Genomic DNA, 16,418 nt, shown 5'->3' on the forward strand with positions numbered 1-16,418 from the left:
GGGCGCTCGAGGGGCGAACTACGCCGATTCCGCCGCGGTCGTCTGGAGCTCGCTCGCCCGCGAGCGCGCCTGCGAGATCACGGCGGGCCGCGCCTCGAAGGCGACGAGGACGTCGTCGTCGCCGTAGGTGACGTCCTCGACGTGAGCGTTGTCGTGAAGCCACGAGACGACGCTCATCGTGTCTTCGGTCATCGGGAGGACGAGTCGTTCCTCCTCCCAGTCGGGGAGTTCCCTGTCGATCCGCTCGAGCAGCCCATCGACGTTCGTCCCCTCCCTGGCGCTGACGACGACGGGGTTCGGTGCGAGCGCCGAGAGTGCTTTCCGCTTCGTCTCGAGTTCCTCCTCGTCGACCTTGTCGGTCTTGTTGAGCACCGTGACGATCGGCGCCTCGTTGCGCTCGTAGAGGGTGTCGTGGCAGGTGACCAGCTTCTCGTGGATCTCGTCGACGTCCTCGCTGACGTCGACGACAAGCAGGACCAGATCCGCCCGGTAGACCGAATCGAGCGTCGACTTGAACGATTCGACCAGCCAGTGGGGCAGATCGCTGATGAAGCCGACGGTGTCGGTCACCAGCACGTCCCGCGGCTCGATCGCGGCTCGCCGGGTCGTCGTCCCGAGCGTCGTGAACAGCTTGTCCTGTGATTCGGCGGTCGTGTCGAGGTCCGGGTGGAGATCCTCGTTCTCCTCGACGTCGAGATCGGACGCGAGACGGCGCAGTAGCGTCGATTTTCCGGCGTTGGTGTAGCCGGCGAGTGCGACCAGATCGAAGCCCGAATCCCGCCGACGCTCCCGGCGGTGTTCCTCGGTCTGTTCGATCTGCTCGAGTTCGTCCTTGATGCGGCTGATCTGGGCCTTGATGTCCCGCTCGCGGCTCTCGTCGTACTCGCCCAGGCCCATGAAGCCGGGGTGTTCCTCGCGTTTGGCGAGGCTCGTCTTGGCCTCGGCGCGCGGCAGTTCGTAGCGGAGTTCGGCGAGTTCGACCTGGAGCTGGGCCTTTCGGGTCTGGGCGCGCTGGCCGAAGATCTCGAGGATCAGCGTGAACCGATCGATGACTTCCACCCCCTCGGGCAGCAGCTGGCCGAGGTTGTACGTCTGGTACGGACCGAGCCGGTTGTCGAAGATGACCGTCGTCGCTTCGGTCCGTTCGGCCGTCTCGGCCAGTTCCTCGGCCTTTCCTTCGCCGAACTGGAGGGCCGCATCCGCCGTTCGCGACTGTGTGAGTTCGCCAACGACGGTGTAGCCCGCGGCTTGGGCGAGGTCACGGATCTCGGTCGTATCTGCGGTTCCGGTATCGACGCGTTTGGCAATGATCGCGTTCATGCGGGGGGTCCTGCGTGCATCGGGCGTGCGTGCGTACTCGAGACGGATCGCTCGTCACCGGTACGATCAGCCGTCGTCGTGGCGCGTTCGCCGCTCGTGTAACGGCGCGCGCGCCCGGACACGCTACTGATGCCGGCCGAACACCTCCGTTCGACTGCCGTAGCACATATGTCGAGTTATGCGTCGGATCGTCTTGAATCCCGTGCACGATACGCTGTCACACGGCGGCGGTCGAACGCCGGTCGGAGCCACAACAGTCATTATCGGTGACGCGAATGCCTGCCGTGATGATCGACGTCGATCCGACGGCGCTCGGGCTCGAGTTCGGTGCTGGTGCGGTGGTCGGTGGACTCATCGGCTTCGCAGCGAAGAAAATCGCAAAGCTGCTCGCAGTCATCGTCGGCGTACAGCTGATGCTCTTTCGGTATCTCGAGTCCCAGGAGATCGTCGTCGTGGACTGGAATCGCCTCTCTGCCGGTCTCGTCGGCGCCCAGGAGTACACGCCGGGAACGGAGGTCCACTGGCTCGAATCGGTCCTCTCGACGCTGTCGCTCGGTGCCGGCTTTACCAGCGGCTTCCTGGTCGGCTTCTACAGAGGGTAGCTTATCCGGCCGGACGCCTACCGCGTATCGAGATCGTCTTTATCCTTGATGAGTTCGGTTTCGGCCTCGCCGCTCGAGTGCTCGTTGACGGTGTCGTAGAAGTCGTTCTGTAGCCCGGCCGGGAACGTCAGTACGCCGATCCACGAGCCGTCGGCCTGCCACTCCTCGCGTTCGAGGTCGCCGAATCCGCGGATCTTCGACTGGGCGCTTCCGGCGTACTCCGCGGGAATCTGGACGGCCATCGTCACCTCCTCGAACCGGATCGGGATCACCGGTCGCAGGTCGTCCAGCGCGTCGTCGACCTGCTGTTGAACCGGTTCCATCGGGTCGACCGTAAACCCCGCCTCCTCGAGCGCGTTGTCGATCCGCTCCGGGGGATGGGGCGCGTTGTCCATCTGGGGATTGACGGCGTTGCGCGTGATGGTATCGATCAGCTGTTTGCGCTTCTGCTCTTGCATCTCGCGGCGCTGCTCTGCGGTGATCTGGATCTCCCCTTCCCTGATTACCTCGGGAATGATCTCGAGGGGATCGGTCGTCTCGAAGACCGTCTCGAGGTCGTCTTCGGCCGGACGGTCGCCGCGGGCGGCGTTTTCGAACACGTCTTCGGCAGCGATAACCTCCTCGAGGTCGCCCTCGAACTCGCCGCGCTTGATCTCGAGTGCCGCGTCCGGGTCGACCAGCACTTCGAAGCGCGCCCCGTGTGACTCGAGTCGCGCAGTCACCGCCTCGTCGAGTGATATCATACCGGAGCATACCTCCGGCCGGTTAAAAGAGCTTTTCCTGCCGAGACGCCGTCGGCGGGTTATCGTCGACCCCGTGACGCTCGATTACTCGTCGGTCTCGTCTTCGCCGTCGTCGAGCAGGTCGTTCTCTTCGAGGTGGCTCTCGATGCGGTCGTAGTCGAACTGTTCGAAGCGCTCCGTCTCGACGTCGATGGTGGCGAGTCCGACTTCGTTCGGCAGCAAGGAGCCGTCGTTGACCGACGCGAGCGCGTCGAGCGCGAGCGAGATGCCGCCGTCGAGGTCGGCCTCGTCGTCGTAGTTCTCCTCCAGGTACTCCTGGAGTTCGCCGCGGTCGGAGCCGACGGCGAGGGCCTTCCACTCGTAGGGCGTGCCGGAGGGGTCGGTCTCGAACAGGCGCGCCTCGCCGTTCTCGACGCCGCCGACGATCAGCGCGACGCCGAACGGGCGGGCACCGCCAACCTGCGTGTACTGCTGGATGTGGTCGGTAACTTCCTTCGTCAACGTCTCGACGCCGACCGGCTCACCGTAGCGCAGCTGGTTGACCTGTGCCTGACGGCGGGCGAAGTCGATCAGCTGGCGAGCGTCGGCGACGTGGCCGGCGCTGGCGATGCCGACGTGGTTGTCGGCCTTGTGTATCTTCTCGACGCTCGAGTCCTCGAGCAGCGGCGACGGGACTCGCTTGTCGACGGCGAGAACGACACCATCACTCGTTCGAACGCCGATGCTTGCTGTTCCTCGCTTGACCGCCTCGCGAGCGTACTCGACCTGGTAGAGTCGGCCGTCGGGCGAGAAGATCGTGATGCCTCGGTCGTATGCCTGCTGTTGTTGTTGTCCCTGCATAGTATCACGCTAGATTGTAATCGAGGTCTGTCGCACCCGCAAACGCATCATCGAGTCGCACGTCTGCAGACCCGTCGCGCACGACGGCGACTCGCTCCTCGTTCCCGAACACGACGTTTCTCTCTTCGGATTCTTGCCGGCGGCGTCCTAAATAGTTTTCTTCACCGGCACGGATCGTACCACTGATACCGCGGATCCGAATTCCGACCGGAGAGCCGTCTATCTCGTCGATACAGGCGATCGCCGCTCGAGCGGGCTCCGTCTCGCCGCGGCGCACCCTGACGATCGCCGACCCGACTCCCTCGCCGAACTCGAACCTGACGACCGTCAGATCGGCCGCCGCGCTGCCCGGATCGCCCAGCAGGTTCTGGCCCGCGTACCAGCACTCCCGCTGGAACGCCCGCCTGTCGATCGAGGCGTCGGGCCACCCCTCGAGTTCGACGGTGAGGTATCGCCAGCGGGGCTGGAGATGTTTTGGCAGGTGTTTCATTCGCGTGGCTGCGTCTCAGGCGTCTCGGCGCCGGCCATCGGACCGCGCTCGGCGACCAGCACGCCGACCTGGTCGTGGACGCGTTCGACGGCGGTCAGCGAGAACCCCGCGTTCGTGAAGGCGTCCGCGAGGGTTCCGACGGTCGCGGGGTCGTCGACGTCGGGCGAGTAGAACGGCTCGCTGGGGTCCGGATCGCCGAAGAACATCACGTCGCCGAGGATGAATTTACGCGGCTCGAGGTCCGCGATCACGTCGATCGCTTCGCGCTTTTGCTCGTCGGAGAGGTGGTGCATCGCGAAGTTCGAGGTCACCACATCGACCGGCCCGTCGTACTCGGGTTCGCGGAAGGTTCCGCGGTCGAACTCGAGGTTATCGAGCCCTGCTTCCTCGGCCTTCGCTCTGGCCTCGTCCATCATCCCCTCGCTGATATCTCGGCCGACCACGCGCTCTGCGTCGGGCGCGAGGGCGAGCGCGATAGCGCCCGTTCCGGTCCCCAGGTCGAGCACGACGGCATCGCTCTCGGGGCTGGCGTGTTCGATCACCAGGTTCGCACAGGCGCGGTACTCCTCGGACTTCGAATCGTCGTACTCGCTGGCTTTCTCGTCGAAGCGGGCCGCGTGATCCTCAAGATTCCTCTTCATACCTGCCCCGTTCGACCCCCGGCTCAATGAACGACTCGGACTGGATCTGACGATTCCGCTCGATCAGTCGCCCCCACTCGGCGAGCCCGTCCTCGATAAAGTCGCTCGAGAACCCGATCTCCTCGCCGAGCGCCTTCAGCTCTCGGGGTGCGCGGAGTTCGAGGTGCGAGCGCGGATCCGCGCTCACGACGTAGGGTGCGTCGTAGTAGTCGACGATCTCACCCAGCTTTTGCAGCGACTGGATGGTCCGCACGCGGCGGCCGCCGCTCGCCCGGAGCACGCCTGAAAGGTTGAACTCGAGTCGAACGCCGTTCTCGACGGCGGCTTTCGCGAGGACGTGGTTGACGTCGCCACTGCCGGCCATCGGCCCGGCGAGGACGTCGATCTTCGGCTGCTCGACGGCGAACCGGTTCAGGGCGTTCGAGCCGCCCTCGAGGGCGACGATGGTGTGGGAGGGGCGGTAGTTCCCGACGGAGCCGCTGGCCTGCTCGGGGTCGTCGGCTCGGATCTCGACGCCCTCGACGACGTCGATCCCGTACTCGTCGGCGATCCGGTCGGCGTCGTAGTCGGCCCGGTCGCTCGAGTGGTTGCGCACGACCACGCCCTCGAAGCCGTAGTCGGCCGCCGTTTTCGCGAGCCTGGCGACCGTGCTCTCTCCGTCGGGGTGGGCGTGGACGGCCTCGTACATACTCGAACCGTCTCACGGCTGCGACTTGGGCGTTGCGCCACGGACCAGCCCGACGATGGAAGCAACAAGTGCAACGAACGGCCAGGAACGCGACCGAACGAACGTGAGGGCGCGTGACTCGGGGAAAGGCAGGCCGTTCACCGAGATACACCGCGAGCGCCACAGGCGCGAGCGGGCCGACGACCGATGTGAGCGAGGACGAAGGACGAGCGAACGGAGGGAGGAGCGCTTTTGATCAACCTTTTACTGAGTGCCGACGCGCCGTGTGGCAGCTACGCTGCCGTCGGCGCGGAACAAACGTGGTTCGAGACGCCTTCGGCGTTTCGTCATCGCGAGAGAGCTCTGCTCTCTCGAACGACAGAGTAAAAGGTTGTTAGTTGAGAATGCTCTGTGCCACTGTCGCGAGCTGACCGTTGTCGGCCTCGTTGAGGCGATCGTCGCCGATCTTCAGGCGCAGGCGCGGACGGCCGACATCGATCGGGACCTTCTCGGTGTCGATCAGGCCCATATCCTCGAGTTTGGTCTTCGTTCGGCTGAACGTCGCCTTCGAGGCGATGCCGACGTCTTCGCCCCACTTGCTGATGTCGTAGAGCAGCGCCTCGTTTTTGGCGGCGACGAGCAGCGAGATGGTGACTTCGTCGAGGCCGTCGCCGTCGCCGCGGGCGGTCTCGAGCGAGTTGAGGATCGCGGTGAAGTCCTCCTCGGCGTCGGGACTGATCTCCTCGGAGAGCGTCTCGCGGACGTTCGTGATCGGCGGCGTCCGGAGGTTGAACGTCGGGGCGTCCTCCCAGCGGGCCGCGTAGGCGTCGCGGGTGTCCTCGACGAAACTCTCGTCGTCGGTGATGAGTCCGCCGACGCGGTCGCCGGCGTGGACGACGGCGACGACGCGGTCTTCGGTGATCAGCAGCGAGTTCTCGGGAGCCTCCTCGAGGGTCCGAAGCGCGAGCGCGTCCTCGGTGATGAGGTCGGCGGCGTTCGAGGCGACGATGAAGTCGTCCATGACGTCCTTGAGCGTGCGTTCGTCGGCGAGCATGTGTACCGACGGGAGCGTCCCGTCGAACGACGTCGCGACGGAGACGAACTCTTCGATGGCATCCCAGGAGGGATTGACCATGTAGACGTCCCCGGACGCATCTTCGAGGATCGATTCGAGGATATCGTCAATTTGGTGGTTGAGTAAATTCGAGGTCATGCCAGTACAGAAGTAAACGAGATACAATTACTTAATTTTGGTGGCCGTTTCGCCGTCAGAACCCTTTCACGACGGCTGAACTGGACTTTTTGATCCAGAACCCATCAATTCTCCATAGTTGTTCACCGGCTGGAGAATATATTATTTTACGTATATTGATTCTGATTGTTACTGTCGGAAATCTGCCCTCTACCTGTAGTTGTATCGAATATTACAATAAATATATAACCTCCATCTGTTATTGTAAGATCGTATGGGAGTCATTGACTATCGGCTACGGACGGTGTGCGACTTCGTCGAACGACAGTTGATGGATCGGCAGGTGGAACAGCGACTTATCCGCGCCAGCGGCATAAGCACCTATAGCGGCCCGTAGATCGGTCACACTGCCTACCGGCGATTTTGGAGGTCTCGACCGAGCGGTCGTCGAAACCCGTCAGTCGTTCCGTCCGTCTCAGGCGAACTGCGGCCAGAGTTCTTCGGACCAGTAGACGTCACCGTCGTAGATGACGGACGCCTCGGTGTCCCTGAGCAGCGACGACAGCTCCGATCCGGTCACCGTAAAACTGGATTCGTTGCCACAGAGGTAGGCGTACTCCTGGTCTACGGTGTGCGGAACGTAGTACGATCCAGTTGCGCGCGTCGAGTAACAATCGAAGGTCAGCAGGTAGCGGTCGTCCTCGAGTTCCTCGAGCGTCGCCGTCGCCGGAAGACGGCTGTCGCTCTGGGTGAGCGAGTGGGTGCCGTCACCGACGACGGCGTAGTCCTTTCCCATCATGATGCGTCTGCGCGCGAGACGCAGCGCCCGTTCGATGCTGAATCCGTGGACGAGGAGTTTAGCGAACGTTGAACCGACCTTGACGGCGTGGTCGTTCAGGACCGTTCTGAACGTCACCGCGCCCGCGACGCTCCCCTTCTCGACGAGATTCATCCCCTGGTAGAAGGAGCCACAGGCGTTGAGAAAGAACGTCTGTGCGGAACACTGCTCGAGGCTCGCGGTCGAGAGGTAGCCGTCGGTACAGCGGAGTCCGTCGGTTTCGCAGTGGCCGATGTAGTGGACGAAGTCGTAGTCGTCCTCGAACACGCGGGCGAGTTCGGCCGTCGTGAGCCCCTCCTCGACGGTAACGTCCATCGTCACCTCCTTCGATCGACGGCGGTAGATCGCCGCGACGTCGTCGTGCTCGCCGGCCATATCGGGATCGTTCAGAACGACGCAGATCGAGGTCGACTCGCTCGAGCGCTCGAGGTACTCGAGGCGGTTGTGGTAGGCTGCGGGTGTGGATTTGAACACGTCGATCGGAACCCCGTCGGCGAGCCAGCCGTGGATCCGCGCGTCTCTGAGATCCGGCTTGACGATATCCACCGAGGCGACCCGTCCGGAGTGAGCCCTCGGCCCCGACGGTTCGTCGCCGCCGCGGTAGAAGTCGGCCAGGGAGCGTTCGATCAGTTCCCGCCCCTCGAGTTCGGACGTTCGCGGCGTGTAGAGCATGCTCATGCGGTCGAGCAGGAAGGGAAGCGTCTCGGCGAGTTCGTAGTCGGGACTCACGTACGTCGCGAGGTGCCACTCGGGAAGGCGGTGTTCGACCGCCTCGTACGGCACGTCGAGGTACGCCGCGAGTCGATCGGCCGCGGACGTCTCGTAGAGGCTGTTGCCGTCCAGTCCTAGCACCTCGAGGAGGCTCGACTCCGCGAGCGACGTCCCGTAAGGGCCGGCGTTGCGAACCAAACAGTCCAGGAAGAAGGTCTTGCGGAGGAGCCGTTCGACGGACCGCTCGAGACCGGGCATGGACGTGAGCCGTGTTTCGATTCCGTGATCAGGAATTCGAAGTCGGGGTCGCGTGCGGCCGCCGCCGTCGGTTCCGCGGCTTCCGGGGTCTCCGTCGGTCGTTCGCACCGTCGCCTGGAGGTAGTACGCGAGCGGTGCAGTGACGTACAGCGACTCGTAACAGGGCGGGACGACGAGTTCGATCCCGGTGTCGTGTCTCCTGGACCGGATTTCGTCGGGAATGTCGAGCTCGTCGCCGGACTCGATCAGCGGCGGGTGTCCGCGGAGCGTCGGGTAGGTGCGATCCGGTCGGTCGGTCTTGTGCGAGGACGCGAGGTGGGTGATCGCGGTCGCGACGTCGGCCGGCGAGTCGGGGACGGTTATCGTCCCCGCGGGAAACTCGTGGCGGCTTCTGAAGCCGACGATGACGCGCGTTCGTTCCGGAAACGAGACCACGATCGACTCGAAGTCGTCGGTCTTCTCGATGGTGGCCGGCCCGGAAAAGCGAAGGTAGCTCTTGATCTCCGTGTCGACGTCGACGACGTACTCGCTGGGCGGCAGGGAGAGGGGGTCACCGCTGTGATCGAGTTCGTATCGGGTGCTCGAGCCGAGCGCGAAGGCGTAGACGATCGCGTGCGGGAACCGGAGTTCGTCCGTCGTGACGGTGACCGTCTCGTCGACCGGACGGGAAATCTCTCGGCCGGATCCGGAGACCGCGAGATTAGATCCCTCTACCGAGAGTTCCGCGTTGTCCGTGTCCATGACGTGGAGCGTATCCCCCGCTGACGCCCACTCTATCATTCGGTACGCTGAATGTTCGCCCGATAAGTTAGGTGTATCGGACGGGACCTCTTCGTGACGGCCGACGGGCCGAACGCGACCGCGCGTATACTGGCACGACTCGCCGAAGACGGGTACACTTATACGGTCACCAGACCGCACACCAGACATGGAACACGAGCACGTCCGGGAGGTCGATCCCGCCGTCGCCGACGCTCTCGAAGCGGAGGTCGATCGCCAGCGAGACTCGCTCCAGATGATCGCCAGCGAGAACCACGTCAGTCGCGCCGTCGTCGACGCTCAGGGGAGCATTCTGACGAACAAGTACGCCGAGGGCTACCCCGGTTCCCGGTATTACGGCGGCTGCGAGCACGCCGACGAGGTCGAACAGCTCGCGATCGACCGCGCGAAGGAGCTGTTCGGCGCCGAGCACGTCAACGTCCAGCCCCACTCCGGCACGCAGGCCAACCAGGCGGTTTACTTCGCGATGCTCGAGCCCGGCGACAAGATTCTCTCGCTGGATCTGACCCACGGCGGGCACCTGAGCCACGGCCACCCCGCGAACTTCGTGGGACAGCTGTACGAGGTCGAACAGTACGAGGTCGACACCGAGACGGGCTACCTCGACTACGAAGGCCTCGCCGAGCACGCCGACGAGTTCGAACCCGATATCATCGTCTCGGGCTACTCGGCGTACCCGCGCGAGGTCGAATGGGGCCGAATCCAGGAGGCCGCCGACGACGTCGGCGCGCTCCACCTCGCCGACATCGCTCACATCACGGGGCTCGTCGCCGCCGGCACTCACGAGTCGCCGGTCGGCGTCGCCGACTTCGTCACCGGCAGCACTCACAAGACCATCCGCTCCGGACGCGGCGGCATCGTCATGTGCGACGAGGAGCACGCCGACGACATCGACGCGGCGGTCTTCCCCGGCGGTCAGGGCGGTCCCCTCATGCACAACGTCGCCGGCAAGGCCGTCGGCTTCGAGGAAGCGCTCGAGCCCGAGTTCGAAGACTACGCCGAGCAGACGGTCGCGAACGCGAAAGCGCTCGGGGACCAGCTCTCCGAGCACGGTTTCTCGCTGGTCTCGGGGGGGACCGACAACCACCTCGTGCTCGTCGACCTCCGCGAGAGCCACCCCGACACCAGCGGCGGTGACGCCGAGGAGGCCCTCGAGGAGGCCGACATCGTCCTCAACGGGAACACCGTTCCCGGCGAAACCCGCTCCGCGTTCGATCCGTCGGGGATCCGCGCCGGCACGCCCGCGCTGACGACTCGCGGCTTCGACGAAGACGACTGTCGAACCGTCGCCGACCTGATCGCCCGAGTCGTCGACGCGCCCGACGACGAGGACGTCATCGCCGAGGCTCGCGACGAGGTCTCGGCGCTCTGTGAGGAGAATCCGCTCTACGAGTAGGGAACCGTCTCCGACCGCTTTTTTGCTCGCGCTCGCCGGGACTGTCAGTCGCTGGCACGCGGCTTATCCGGCCCCTCGATGTACGGCCGGCCATGTCGAAGCGTCCGACCGGCACGACGATGGACGACGATCGATTACACGAATTCAGAGAGACCGACGAGACGACGGCATCGACGCTCGCGATCGACGTCTCGGCGCTCGCCGACCGGATGCGGGCCAGTCCCGGCGATCCGACCGACTGGACCGTCGACGACGACCGGCGCGAGGAGTTCCCGATGCTCGTCGTGAACGCGATCGACGAGGCGGAAACCGACGACGTCGACGAGACCGCACTCGATATTGCCCGCGAGGTGCACGAACGGCAGGCGGAGCAGCTGATCGAGACGGCGGACGATCCCGAGTACCGCGACGCCGTCTCGGAGTACGACGTCGCGGTCACCGACGTGCGCGATACCTCGGAGTGGGAGTTCTCGGAGCCGGGAACGAGTCGCTGAACTATAGTAGCTACTGGAATTCAGTGCACATTCGACCGCACGGCGGCTGTGCGATCGGTGTGTGAACCGTTTCAGTTGTTATTGTAGTGGGCCTCGGCGGAGCCGCGACGCTCGTCGGATTGGTCCCGTTCGATTGCCGTTGGCGAACCGGATTGGTCGTCGAGGACGGCCATACTCTGTTCACGACAGGAACCCTCGAGTTACCACACGAACATGGATATGTTGCTGTTCTCGAGCATGAGTATGGGCACGAACCCGAGGGTTGATTAGCCTCGCGGCCGCCCACTCGAGTGATGACCGAGATCATCGACGGCAAGGCCGTCGCGAGCGAGATCCGTGACGACCTGACGGGCGCGATCGAGAACCTGGCCGACGCCGGCGCGCGACCGGGGCTGGCAACGGTGCTGATGGGCGACGACCCCGCGAGCCAGACCTACGTCAACATGAAGCAGCGCGACTGCGAGGAGGTCGGAATCGAGAGCATCCACGTCGACGTCGACGGCGACGCCCCGCCCGAGGAACTGTACGACGCGATCGCGGACCTCAACGACGATCCGGCGGTCCACGGCTACATCGTCCAGGCCCCCGTTCCGGACCACGTCGACTACCGCGACGTGATCCGCCGGGTCGATCCGCGCAAGGACGTCGACGGCTTCCACCCCGAGAACGTCGGCCGACTCGTCGCCGGCGACGCTCGGTTCCGTCCGTGTACCCCCCACGGAGTCCAGAAGCTCCTCGAGTCCGCCGGCGTCGACCTCGAGGGCGCGGACGTGACGATCGTCGGTCGGTCGGACATCGTCGGCAAGCCGCTGGCGAACCTGCTGATCCAGAAGGCCGAGGACGGCAACGCGACGGTCACCGTCTGTCACTCCCGGACGAAGAATCTCGCAGAAAAAACCCGACGCGCAGATATCGTCGTCGCGGCCGCGGGTGCCCCCGAACTGATCGACGGCTCGATGATCGGCGAGGGTTCAGTCGTGATCGACGTCGGCGTCAACCGTGTGGAGGCGGACACCGAGAAGGGGTACGAACTCGTCGGCGACGTCGAGTTCGAGAGCGCCGAGGAGCAGGCCAGCGCGATCACGCCCGTTCCCGGCGGCGTCGGCCCGATGACTCGCGCGATGTTGCTCTACAACACTGTCAGAGCCGCGAGCCAGCAGGAGGACGTGGCCGTCGACCTTCCCTGACGACGACCGTTCACGCGTCGACGCTTTTCTTCACTCGACCCCGAACTCGAGTCCCTCGAGTCGTTCCTGCGCCTGCGTGAACGCGAGGTCGTCGCCGCGGAGTCCGTTCGCGAGGTCGCGGGTCGCGTCGACCAGCCGCTCGGCCGTTCGGGGATCGACCTCGCCGTCGAGCATCCGGATCCGCTTGACGTGTTCGCCGAGCGTCTCTACGGCGGCGCGCTCGGCCGGCGTCAGCTCCCGGTCTTCGGTCCAGGTCCGGATATCTCGACGGTACTCGCGAACCGCGTTCGCGTACGCGAGTCCGCGAGCGCCCCGGAGCGTCGGCGGAACCCCGTCGATCGGCGGCCGCTCGCCCTCGTCGGCGTCGCGCAACAGCGAGAGGAAGTACAGTTCCTCGCGCTCCTCGAGGCGGACCTCGCGGCCGACGACGTCGGCGACGTGAAGCAGTTCGGCCGCCGCCAGGTAGGTGTCGTCGAGTTCGCGGAGGTCGCCGGCGCTGATGAAGCCGCGACGGCGAACGTATTCTCGCGCGTGCTCGCGCGAACGATCCGCGAGGTCGTCGGTCGAGACGTCGTCGATGGCGTTTCGCACGCCGGTGAGGTCGAACTCGACCGACAGGTCGGTGTGTTCGGTTCGGTCGTCGAGTCCGACGCTGCGGAGACTGCCGCAGGCCGGACAGCCGACGCTGCCGGTCTCGTAGTACGACCAACGCGTCCCGCAGTCCTGACACTCGCGCTCGCCCCGGATCTTCATGTGCGAGGCTACGGTCGGAACGCCCAAAAGACCCATCGACCTGCGCTACGGCTCGCGGAGCAACAGGACGCCGGCAGCCGCCCCGCCGACGCCGATCGTGAGCCAGTACGTACAGGCGCGGTAGATGAGCGCGACGGTCAGGGCGGCTGCCGGGCTGAGACCCCCGAGGGTCGTGAGGACGGCCGTAACCATCGCCTCGACGCCGCCGGTGCCGCCGGGTGCGGGGACGGCGGAGCCGAGCTTTCCGAACGCGACGGCGAGGGCGACGACCGAAAGCGGGAGCTGATAGCCGAGCGACGCCGCCCCGACGTACACCGGGAGCATGAGAAAGGCCATCCCGAGATGGGCGTACGCGGCCGCGACGACCACGGTTCGTCTGTCGGCCGTGATCGTGCCGACGGTGGCGTAGAACCCCTCGAGACGGCTCCGAACGGATTCCGCGGCGAGACGGTCGTCGAACCGGGTGGTGAATCGACCGATAAGACGACGAACGACGTTCGCCACGCCAACGACCAGCGAGTAGACGAGTTCGGGTTGCCGCACGACGAGGACGACGACGGTGGCGATAACGAGAAACAGCACGCCGAAGGCCACGAACTGGTTGATCAACCCGTCACCGAGCGCGTCGTCGGCGACGATCAGTCCGAGCGCGGCGAAACCGAACGTGTAGTAGGGAGCGTAGTTCAGGAGGTCCGCGGAGAGAACGCTCGCGAGTCCGTCCTCGTAAGCCATCTCCTCGTCTCGAGAGACCAGGTAAGCGACGAATGGCTCCGTCGCGATCTGTCCGTACGGCGTGACGTACTTGACGAACATCGCGGTCAGGAACAGCCCCGCGATCTGTCCGCGGGAGAGACCCTCGTCGATCAGCGAGAGGAACTGTTCCCAGACCAGTCCGCGAAACGTCAGCGCGAGGAGCCCGGAGAGAACGCCGAACGTGAGGAGACGGTAATCCGCCCGTGAGAGCTCCGCGAGAAGATCCTGGCTGCCGACGACACTTATCAGGACTACGAGGAGAAACACGGCGAACGTGAACCCGACCGCGATCCGTCGTTTCACAACGCTAACGTCGCACCGGGTATTCAATTGTGTTGTCATCTTCGTGCGGCTGTCGCCGCGGAAAATCACTCGTTGCGTTGTGGATCGCACTCACGATGCGTGTTTAACCGGGCAACACCCCGCTATTGGTTCGCCGTTCCCGGAGACGAGCGTTCCGCCAACCGATTCTCGTTCGATGACGTTCTCGATCGGTGAACGATACGTGTCCGATGAGAGTCATGAGATCCTGTCTACTTTTCAATAGGTCATTAACGTACGGCAGGTGCAGGCCACATCGAAACCAATGTGAGCGTTCTATCTGGAGATATGTCACGCCCAGAACTCAACCGACGTAAGTTCGTTGCTGCAGCAGGTACCGCAAGTGCGCTCGTGCTCGCCGGCTGTGCCGACGAGGGCCCTGGCGACGAGGAAGACGACGAGATGATGAACGACGACGAAGAGGAGCCGGGTGCTGACGGCGAGGAAGATAACGACACGATGGGCGACGACGAGGACGAGACTTACACGCTGACGGTAACCGTCGAAGACGAGGAAGGTGAACCCGCCGAGGGTGCGACCGTCACCCTCGAGGAAGCGGACATGCTGGACGATGACGACGAGATGGAAGACGACGACGGAACGGGCGAAGACGGTAATGAGACGGAAGAAGACGATAATGAGACGGAGGAAGACGACGGAATGGGCGAAGACGGTAATGAGACGGAAGATGACGACGGAACGGGAGAAGACGACGAGGAGATGGACGAAGACGATTGGGAAGACGAAACCGACGAGGACGGTGAAGTCGAGTTCGAGGACCTCGAGGACGGCGACTACACCGTGACCGCCGAACACGAGGGCGAAGAAGCCGAAGAGGACGTCGAGATCGACGGCGACGACGAGGAAGTTACGGTGACGCTCGGCGAGGATGGCGAAGACAGCGAGACCGACGAAGAAGAGGAGGACGACGACGGCATCTGATCGGCCGGCCGCGCCCGAATCGACTCCGAACCGACGCCGTCGATGTGTCCTATTCGCTTTTTCGAGCCGAACCGAGACCGGAAGCGGTCCGTAGCGTTCGAACTGAGTCGATCTGGTCGACGGAGTTGAAACCACGCCGCTGTTAGGTCTCCCCTTGCGATTCGGTAACAAGGGTCTTTTGTGAAGGCGAAAGACACCACTTACCCCTGAAACGGATTCGAGTGGCGATTACGGATCGAGCGCGGGCGTGCTAACGACTCACTAGCAGTCGGTCACGGCGAGCTTTTTTGCGTGTCACCGAGGTAGTGGGGGGTATGCGTGACGAGGAAGAAATCCGGGAGCAGTACGAGTTCCTCGAGGAGCAACTCGAGAGCGAGGAGATGCGACACGACGGCGTCAGAGAGATGTTTACCCACTATAAACGTGCGCTCGGCTGGGTGCTCGAAGAGGAACACATCTGAGCGTCCCACAGTCCGGCGAGACGTATCATCTGGTCAGCCGGTTGCGACATGTTTAAGTACAGGGAGCGGAATCTTTCAAGTGACGCTTCGCTTGGAGGGCCGAAGCGTCAGCGGGGACCAATTCAGGGCGGCAAGCGGTCGTGCGACATTTTCCGTCGTACGACTGCTTTCCTGTTTCCTGTTGCTGACTCACGTCCGAGCGGTTAGCAACTCGTTTGCAGCTGTCCGAGTAGTGCCAGATAACAGTGGTACGGACACCGGTACAAACGAGACGCACTGTAAACATGAAACTAGTATTATGTATCCAGAGCCGTCCGATCCATCACTGAGATTACTATTTAAAACTGGCCGAAACAGCTATCTTCGATGGTAATATCCCTGTTTCGACCGAAACAACCCGATAGCCTTATTAAAATTCGACAGTAAGAACAGGTGGTACTTTCCCAATGTACGACCTGACAGGATTCCAGCGTGATCTACTCTACGTCATCGCTGGCGAGGACGAGCCCCACGGACTGGCGATCAAGGAGGAACTCGAACAGTACTACGAGAAGGAGATCCACCACGGCCGCCTCTATCCGAACCTCGATACCCTCGTCGACAAGGGTCTCGTCGAGAAGGGGCGCCGAGACCGGCGAACCAACTTCTATACGCTGACTCGCCGCGGTCGCCGGGAACTCGAGGCGCGCAGGGAGTGGGAAGCCCAGTACGTCGATCTGTAGGGCGTGGTCTCCTCACGGGCGGTTACCGCGATCGTCGGACTGGGGGCCGGACTCGCCGTGAGTGTCATCGCCTGGATATACCTCGACACGTTCCTGCTGTTTCTGTTCCTTCCGTTCGTTCCGTTTCTGTTTCCCGGCGGGAGCCGCGGTACCGAACCCGAACGCGAGTATCGCCGGTGCCCCCGCTGCGGGTTCGAGACGACGGACCCGGACCACGAGTACTGTCCTCGAGACGGGGAGCGACTCCGGGAGCGAACGACCGACGATCGCGGTGGAGTGCGGTGAGATCCGAGGTATCGCTCGGCGG

Annotated in this window: 18 protein-coding genes; 8 read left to right on the plus strand and 10 right to left on the minus strand. The window is 63.9% G+C overall.

Annotation, left to right across the window (positions count from 1 at the left end; genetic code table 11):
• Nucleotides 1-18: 18 nt before the first annotated feature.
• Nucleotides 19-1,320 (minus strand): GTPase HflX, encoded by a 1,302-nt coding sequence (hflX, locus tag NED97_RS06785; RefSeq protein ID WP_252489954.1) that lies wholly within the window; start codon nucleotides 1,318-1,320, stop codon nucleotides 19-21.
• 287 nt (nucleotides 1,321-1,607) lie between these two features.
• On the opposite strand from hflX, the gene NED97_RS06790 reads away from it, so the two are divergent.
• Nucleotides 1,608-1,922, plus strand: a complete 315-nt coding sequence (locus NED97_RS06790) for an FUN14 domain-containing protein (protein ID WP_252489955.1) — start codon at nucleotides 1,608-1,610, stop codon at nucleotides 1,920-1,922.
• Between the two features lie 17 nt (nucleotides 1,923-1,939).
• On the opposite strand, the gene NED97_RS06795 is transcribed toward NED97_RS06790, so the two are convergent.
• The 7 genes from NED97_RS06795 to NED97_RS06825 form a co-directional block, all read right to left on the minus strand.
• Complete coding sequence (locus tag NED97_RS06795) at nucleotides 1,940-2,665, minus strand: ribosome assembly factor SBDS (protein WP_252489956.1); 726 nt, start codon at nucleotides 2,663-2,665, stop codon at nucleotides 1,940-1,942.
• Between the two features lie 84 nt (nucleotides 2,666-2,749).
• The gene (gene psmA / locus NED97_RS06800) at nucleotides 2,750-3,505 is read right to left on the minus strand and encodes an archaeal proteasome endopeptidase complex subunit alpha (RefSeq protein WP_252489957.1); all 756 of its coding nucleotides are present in this window, start codon (nucleotides 3,503-3,505) and stop codon (nucleotides 2,750-2,752) included.
• A 4-nt stretch (nucleotides 3,506-3,509) separates the two neighbouring features.
• Complete coding sequence (locus NED97_RS06805) at nucleotides 3,510-3,995, minus strand: Rpp14/Pop5 family protein (protein WP_252489958.1); 486 nt, start codon at nucleotides 3,993-3,995, stop codon at nucleotides 3,510-3,512.
• Nucleotides 3,992-4,636: a class I SAM-dependent methyltransferase gene (locus tag NED97_RS06810; protein WP_252489959.1), complete on the minus strand. Its 645-nt coding sequence runs from the start codon at nucleotides 4,634-4,636 to the stop codon at nucleotides 3,992-3,994. The genes NED97_RS06805 and NED97_RS06810 overlap by 4 nt, the downstream gene beginning before the upstream one ends.
• The gene (locus NED97_RS06815; protein WP_252489960.1) at nucleotides 4,620-5,324 is read right to left on the minus strand and encodes an RNase P subunit p30 family protein; all 705 of its coding nucleotides are present in this window, start codon (nucleotides 5,322-5,324) and stop codon (nucleotides 4,620-4,622) included. Before NED97_RS06815 ends, NED97_RS06810 begins: the two co-directional genes overlap by 17 nt.
• Nucleotides 5,325-5,697: 373 nt before the next feature.
• Nucleotides 5,698-6,516 (minus strand): transcriptional regulator TbsP, encoded by an 819-nt coding sequence (gene tbsP, locus NED97_RS06820; RefSeq protein WP_252489961.1) that lies wholly within the window; start codon nucleotides 6,514-6,516, stop codon nucleotides 5,698-5,700.
• 454 nt (nucleotides 6,517-6,970) lie between these two features.
• The gene (locus NED97_RS06825; protein WP_252489962.1) at nucleotides 6,971-9,082 is read right to left on the minus strand and encodes a hypothetical protein; all 2,112 of its coding nucleotides are present in this window, start codon (nucleotides 9,080-9,082) and stop codon (nucleotides 6,971-6,973) included.
• 148 nt (nucleotides 9,083-9,230) lie between these two features.
• Here NED97_RS06825 and glyA point away from each other — a divergent pair, with 148 nt between their 5' ends.
• The 3 genes from glyA to NED97_RS06840 all read left to right on the plus strand — a co-directional run bounded on the left by glyA (nucleotide 9,231) and on the right by NED97_RS06840 (nucleotide 12,159).
• Nucleotides 9,231-10,478 carry a serine hydroxymethyltransferase gene (gene glyA, locus NED97_RS06830; protein WP_252489963.1) on the plus strand — a complete coding sequence of 416 codons (1,248 nt, stop codon included), beginning with the start codon at nucleotides 9,231-9,233 and terminating at the stop codon, nucleotides 10,476-10,478.
• Nucleotides 10,479-10,570: 92 nt separating this feature from the next.
• Entirely contained in the window at nucleotides 10,571-10,972 is a 402-nt protein-coding gene (locus NED97_RS06835) for a hypothetical protein (protein ID WP_252489964.1), read from the plus strand.
• A 293-nt stretch (nucleotides 10,973-11,265) separates the two neighbouring features.
• Complete coding sequence (locus NED97_RS06840) at nucleotides 11,266-12,159, plus strand: bifunctional methylenetetrahydrofolate dehydrogenase/methenyltetrahydrofolate cyclohydrolase (protein WP_252489965.1); 894 nt, start codon at nucleotides 11,266-11,268, stop codon at nucleotides 12,157-12,159.
• A gap of 30 nt (nucleotides 12,160-12,189) precedes the next feature.
• Here NED97_RS06840 and NED97_RS06845 read toward each other — a convergent pair whose 3' ends face one another.
• The gene (locus NED97_RS06845; protein ID WP_252489966.1) at nucleotides 12,190-12,912 is read right to left on the minus strand and encodes a DUF7117 family protein; all 723 of its coding nucleotides are present in this window, start codon (nucleotides 12,910-12,912) and stop codon (nucleotides 12,190-12,192) included.
• Between the two features lie 45 nt (nucleotides 12,913-12,957).
• Nucleotides 12,958-13,968 carry a lysylphosphatidylglycerol synthase transmembrane domain-containing protein gene (locus NED97_RS06850; protein WP_252489967.1) on the minus strand — a complete coding sequence of 337 codons (1,011 nt, stop codon included), beginning with the start codon at nucleotides 13,966-13,968 and terminating at the stop codon, nucleotides 12,958-12,960.
• A 306-nt stretch (nucleotides 13,969-14,274) separates the two neighbouring features.
• Here NED97_RS06850 and NED97_RS06855 point away from each other — a divergent pair, with 306 nt between their 5' ends.
• From NED97_RS06855 to NED97_RS06870, 4 genes are all read left to right on the plus strand, one after another.
• Nucleotides 14,275-14,928, plus strand: coding sequence for a hypothetical protein (locus NED97_RS06855; protein ID WP_252489968.1), 654 nt, complete (start codon nucleotides 14,275-14,277; stop codon nucleotides 14,926-14,928).
• Between the two features lie 314 nt (nucleotides 14,929-15,242).
• Nucleotides 15,243-15,389, plus strand: coding sequence for a hypothetical protein (locus tag NED97_RS06860; RefSeq protein WP_252489969.1), 147 nt, complete (start codon nucleotides 15,243-15,245; stop codon nucleotides 15,387-15,389).
• A gap of 446 nt (nucleotides 15,390-15,835) precedes the next feature.
• The gene (locus NED97_RS06865; protein WP_252489970.1) at nucleotides 15,836-16,111 is read left to right on the plus strand and encodes a PadR family transcriptional regulator; all 276 of its coding nucleotides are present in this window, start codon (nucleotides 15,836-15,838) and stop codon (nucleotides 16,109-16,111) included.
• 3 nt (nucleotides 16,112-16,114) lie between these two features.
• Nucleotides 16,115-16,396 (plus strand): hypothetical protein, encoded by a 282-nt coding sequence (locus NED97_RS06870; protein WP_252489971.1) that lies wholly within the window; start codon nucleotides 16,115-16,117, stop codon nucleotides 16,394-16,396.
• The last annotated feature ends 22 nt before the right edge of the window (nucleotides 16,397-16,418 follow it).

The sequence above is a fragment of the Natronococcus sp. CG52 genome (assembly GCF_023913515.1).
Classification (GTDB): Archaea; Halobacteriota; Halobacteria; order Halobacteriales; family Natrialbaceae; genus Natronococcus; species Natronococcus zhouii.

Coding starts and splice junctions, on each gene's coding strand:
- hflX (WP_252489954.1), bottom strand. CDS start 1,320: ATGAACGCGATCATTGCCAAACGCGTCGATACCGGAACCGCAGATACG.
- NED97_RS06790 (WP_252489955.1), top strand. CDS start 1,608: ATGATCGACGTCGATCCGACGGCGCTCGGGCTCGAGTTCGGTGCTGGT.
- NED97_RS06795 (WP_252489956.1), bottom strand. CDS start 2,665: ATGATATCACTCGACGAGGCGGTGACTGCGCGACTCGAGTCACACGGG.
- psmA (WP_252489957.1), bottom strand. CDS start 3,505: ATGCAGGGACAACAACAACAGCAGGCATACGACCGAGGCATCACGATC.
- NED97_RS06805 (WP_252489958.1), bottom strand. CDS start 3,995: ATGAAACACCTGCCAAAACATCTCCAGCCCCGCTGGCGATACCTCACC.
- NED97_RS06810 (WP_252489959.1), bottom strand. CDS start 4,636: ATGAAGAGGAATCTTGAGGATCACGCGGCCCGCTTCGACGAGAAAGCC.
- NED97_RS06815 (WP_252489960.1), bottom strand. CDS start 5,324: ATGTACGAGGCCGTCCACGCCCACCCCGACGGAGAGAGCACGGTCGCC.
- tbsP (WP_252489961.1), bottom strand. CDS start 6,516: ATGACCTCGAATTTACTCAACCACCAAATTGACGATATCCTCGAATCG.
- NED97_RS06825 (WP_252489962.1), bottom strand. CDS start 9,082: ATGATAGAGTGGGCGTCAGCGGGGGATACGCTCCACGTCATGGACACG.
- glyA (WP_252489963.1), top strand. CDS start 9,231: ATGGAACACGAGCACGTCCGGGAGGTCGATCCCGCCGTCGCCGACGCT.
- NED97_RS06835 (WP_252489964.1), top strand. CDS start 10,571: ATGTCGAAGCGTCCGACCGGCACGACGATGGACGACGATCGATTACAC.
- NED97_RS06840 (WP_252489965.1), top strand. CDS start 11,266: ATGACCGAGATCATCGACGGCAAGGCCGTCGCGAGCGAGATCCGTGAC.
- NED97_RS06845 (WP_252489966.1), bottom strand. CDS start 12,912: ATGAAGATCCGGGGCGAGCGCGAGTGTCAGGACTGCGGGACGCGTTGG.
- NED97_RS06855 (WP_252489968.1), top strand. CDS start 14,275: ATGTCACGCCCAGAACTCAACCGACGTAAGTTCGTTGCTGCAGCAGGT.
- NED97_RS06860 (WP_252489969.1), top strand. CDS start 15,243: ATGCGTGACGAGGAAGAAATCCGGGAGCAGTACGAGTTCCTCGAGGAG.
- NED97_RS06865 (WP_252489970.1), top strand. CDS start 15,836: ATGTACGACCTGACAGGATTCCAGCGTGATCTACTCTACGTCATCGCT.